The following is a 3,729-nucleotide window of genomic DNA, read 5'->3' on the forward strand; positions in this document are numbered from 1 at the left end:
CGGCTGCGCACGGTTCCGTCGACGACGATCTCTCCGCCCCACACACCCCACGGCTCGCGGCGGGCGAGAGCGCCCGCGAGGCACTGCGCCTTGAGCGGGCACGCGGCGCACGCGCGCTTCGCTTCCTCGAGGTCCGCCGGGTGCTCAGCGAACCAGAGCTCGGGCTGTTCCGAGCACGGCACGGAGTCGTCGGTCTCGGTGATGATGTTCACGAGGTCCACACTGGTCACAACGCAGAAGAGGGCTAAAGGGTTGGGTTTGGTGCATAATCTCTCCGAACTTTTTCTGAACGACGCCGAAAGCCCTGGTGCCGGGAAGATCGCGGTGTGGTCAACGGGACGCCCGCGGACGGTCAGAACCGCTGCCGCGCGCGCCTAGGCTGGACCGTGTGACCCCCACCGACGCCCGGAACGGGACCAGCAGGACCGCGCGGAAGAGCGCCGAGAGCGGCCCGACCAGCCCCTCATGGCTCACCGCCGCCCTACCTGCCGCCGCGCTCGTGGCGCTGGCCGCCCTCTTCGCCGCCGGCGCGTTCTCCGGGGCGTTCACCGCGTTCGCCAACTTCGCCGACCCTGGCGTCCTGGTGCGGTGGGGCGTGCCCGTCGCGACCGTCGCCACCGAGCTGGCCGTGGCGGTGACCATCGGTACGCTCGCGCTGGCCGCCTGGGTGCTGCCGCGTGGGCCGCTCGTGGACCGCGCGCTCGGGGTCGCGGGGATCGCGGCGGGCGTGTGGACCGTGGCTGCGCTGGTCCAGCTCGTCCTGCGCTTCTCGTGGTCCACCTACCTGCCCCTGGACTCGCCGACGTTCGGCCCGGCGCTGATGGAGTACGTCTCGACGATCGCGGTGGGCCGCACCTACCTGGGGATCGTGATCGTCGCCGCGCTCACGGCCGCCGTCGCCCTGCTGGTGCGGGGGGCGGTCGGCGCGCTGTGCGCCATGGCGCTGCCGCTGGGCGCCCTCGGCATGCAGTCCTCCACGGGGCACGCCGCCGGCGCCGCGAGCCACGACCTCGCGATCTCGGCCCTGTTCCTGCACCTGGGCGGCGCGGCCCTGTGGATCGGCGGGCTGGCCGCGATCGTCTTCGTCGGCCTGCGCCACGCCGCCACCGCCGACGTGATCCGGCGGTACTCCGCGATCGCGCTGTGGTGCTTCGCCGCCGTCGCGATCTCCGGCCTGGTCAGCGCCTGGATCCGGATCGGCTCGCTCGACGGGCTGACCACCGACTACGGCATCCTGCTCGTGGTCAAGGCCGTGCTGCTGATCGTGCTGGGCGGCCTGGGCTGGCTGCACCGCAGCACCGTCGTCGACCGTCTGTCCTCCGGGACCACCACCCGGAACGCGGCGATCGGCCTGTTCTGGCGGCTCGCCGCGGTCGAGGTCGGGGTCATGGGCGCGGTGTCCGGCGTGGCGGTCGCCCTCGGTTCGACGGCACCCCCCGTGCCCGACGACGAGATCGTCGACCCGACCCCGGCCGAGATCGTCACCGGCCACCCGCTGCCGCCCGAGCCCTCGGCCCTGCGCTGGCTCACCGAGTTCCAGTGGGACGTCATCGTCGCGTTCGCCTGCGCGGCCGCCCTGATCGTGTACGTGCGGTGGGCGCTCCGGCTGCGCGCCCGCGGGGACGCGTGGCCCGTGGGCCGCACCGTCTCGTGGTGCCTCGGCATCGTGGTGCTCTTCTGGGCCACCAACGGCGGCGCCGCGGTCTACGGCCACGTGCTGTTCAGCGCGCACATGGTGCAGCACATGATCCTGGCGATGGTCGTCCCGTTGTTCCTCGTGCTGGCCGCGCCGGTCACCCTGCTGTTGCGGGCGGTCCCCGCGCGGAAGGACGACTCCCGCGGCCCGCGCGAGTGGGTGCTGCTGCTGGTCCACTCCGCGTTCGGCCGGTTCCTGGCCAACCCGATCGTGGCCGCTGTCCTGTTCGCGGGCGGCATGATCGTCTTCTACTTCACGCCCCTGTTCGAGCTGGCGCTGACCACGTACGCGGGTCACCTGTGGATGATCCTGCACTTCACGCTCGTCGGGTACCTCTTCGCGAACGCGCTGATCGGCGTCGACCCCGGCCCCACCCGGCCGGGCTACCCGATGCGGCTCGTGCTGCTGTTCGCCACCATGGCGTTCCACGCGTTCTTCGGCGTGACGCTCACCTCCGGCACCGCCCTGCTCGTCCCCGACTGGTTCGGGCTCATGGGCCGCCCGTGGGGCCCGAGCGCCATCGTGGACCAGCAGAAGGGCGGCGCCGTCGCCTGGGGCATCGGCGAGCTGCCCACGCTGCTGCTCGCTGTCGCCGTCGCGATCTCCTGGACCAAGTCCGACGCGCGCGAGGCCCGGCGCAACGACCGCAAGGCGGAACGCGACGGCGACGCCGAGCTCGAGGCGTACAACGAGATGCTCGCGAAGAAGGCGGAGCAGGCCGCGAAACGCGGCGAGGGCTGAGCTCCACCTGGATGACGCGCGTCCGGGTGACGGATCTGCTGGGCGTGCCCTAATCTAGGAGCGAGCCTTCCCCCGCTGAGGGAATGGAAGTGAGGCCGGGAACTCCTGATGTAGGTCAGGACCCCGGCTCTCGCGTTTTCTAGGACAGCTCGATGTCTATCTCGTCCACCTCGCCGAGCGCGGTCCGGATATCGAGGTCAAGACCCTGCCGCGCGCGGGAAACAGCCCCGGCGACGGCGTCGGCCGCCCACAGCATCGGTTCGTCGTCCGGCAGGGAGTGCGCGACCCGGGTGCGGGTCACGAGCGTCCCCCTGGCGCGCAGGGCGTCCACGAGCTCGATGTCACGCCGGTTGAGCACGGTCGACCTCGCCTCCAGCCACACGTGCGAGACGCCGATCCGCTCCAGCTCGAAGAGCAGTCGCTCCAGACACTTCCGCCGCGCCCGCTCCTGGCGCCGCGCTGCGATAGGCACGCCGACGACGACGATGCACGCGAGGTCCTGCGTCCCGATCGCCGCCGCGATCTTGGCGCGGCGAGGGGCCTCCTCCTGCCTCCAGTGCAGGCGGCCGCCCCGCCTGCGCACCAGCTCCCGCAGCGCGTCACGTGCCCGCCCGCACGTCGCGGGGTCCCCGACCACCGCCGTGAGCAGGTACATCCCATCCGCCTGACCGCTCTGCTGCTTCATCGACTCGTCCACCCATGCGTGCAGCGTGAAACCCGCCGGCGAGTCCCCGGCTCTCTTTCCCATCGCGCGATATTCACATCTGAAGGATGGTCGTGCACGCCCAAACGCCATTGCATATACGCAACAGCTAGAAAACGGCAGTCAGGCCAGCCGTAAGGCCGGCACGGTCTGAAAACTCATGTCGCCCGGCGCCCCGGCGTGATAGGACGGCGGCGTGAGCGAATCTCCGCAGACCCCGCAGACCCCGTTCCACGACCTCGACCGCTACGTGGCGATCCCGCGCGTCACCGGCCTCACGGCGAGCCCCGACGGCACCCGGCTCGTCGCGACCCTCCAGACGCTCGACGGTGAGCGCACCGCCTACCGCACCGCCCTCTGGGAGGTGGACCCGGCGGGCGCGGCACCGGCGCGGCGTCTGACACGGTCCGCCAAGGGTGAGTCCTCGGCCGTGTTCACGCGGTCCGGCGACCTCCTGTTCAGCTCCGCACGGCCGGACCCGGACGCCAAGGACGGCGACGAGCCTCGGCCGGCCCTCTGGCTCCTGCCCGCGGGCGGCGGCGAGGCCCGTGTCATCGCGGCCCCGCAGGGCGGCGTCGGCGGCCCGCTC

Annotated in this window: 4 protein-coding genes; 2 read left to right on the top strand and 2 right to left on the bottom strand. The window is 71.9% G+C overall.

What is annotated here, in order from left to right; all coding sequences use genetic code 11:
• The coding region (locus PROKR_RS26465; RefSeq protein ID WP_425414945.1) for a WhiB family transcriptional regulator at positions 1–212 on the bottom strand (212 nt) is incomplete at its 3' end.
• 176 nt (positions 213–388) lie between these two features.
• Here PROKR_RS26465 and PROKR_RS26470 point away from each other — a divergent pair.
• Complete coding sequence (locus tag PROKR_RS26470) at positions 389–2,437, top strand: bifunctional copper resistance protein CopD/cytochrome c oxidase assembly protein (protein WP_036969742.1); 2,049 nt, start codon at positions 389–391, stop codon at positions 2,435–2,437.
• A gap of 139 nt (positions 2,438–2,576) precedes the next feature.
• On the opposite strand, the gene PROKR_RS31085 is transcribed toward PROKR_RS26470, so the two are convergent.
• A complete protein-coding gene (locus tag PROKR_RS31085) occupies positions 2,577–3,185 on the bottom strand; it encodes a hypothetical protein (protein WP_051433394.1) in 609 nt (202 codons plus the stop codon).
• Between the two features lie 151 nt (positions 3,186–3,336).
• Here PROKR_RS31085 and PROKR_RS36325 point away from each other — a divergent pair.
• Positions 3,337–3,729, top strand: a 393-nt coding sequence (locus tag PROKR_RS36325) for a hypothetical protein (protein ID WP_036969743.1), incomplete at its 3' end; no start/stop codon positions are given.

Source organism: Promicromonospora kroppenstedtii DSM 19349 (genome assembly GCF_000515355.1).
In the GTDB taxonomy this organism is placed as follows: Bacteria; Actinomycetota; Actinomycetes; order Actinomycetales; family Cellulomonadaceae; genus Promicromonospora; species Promicromonospora kroppenstedtii.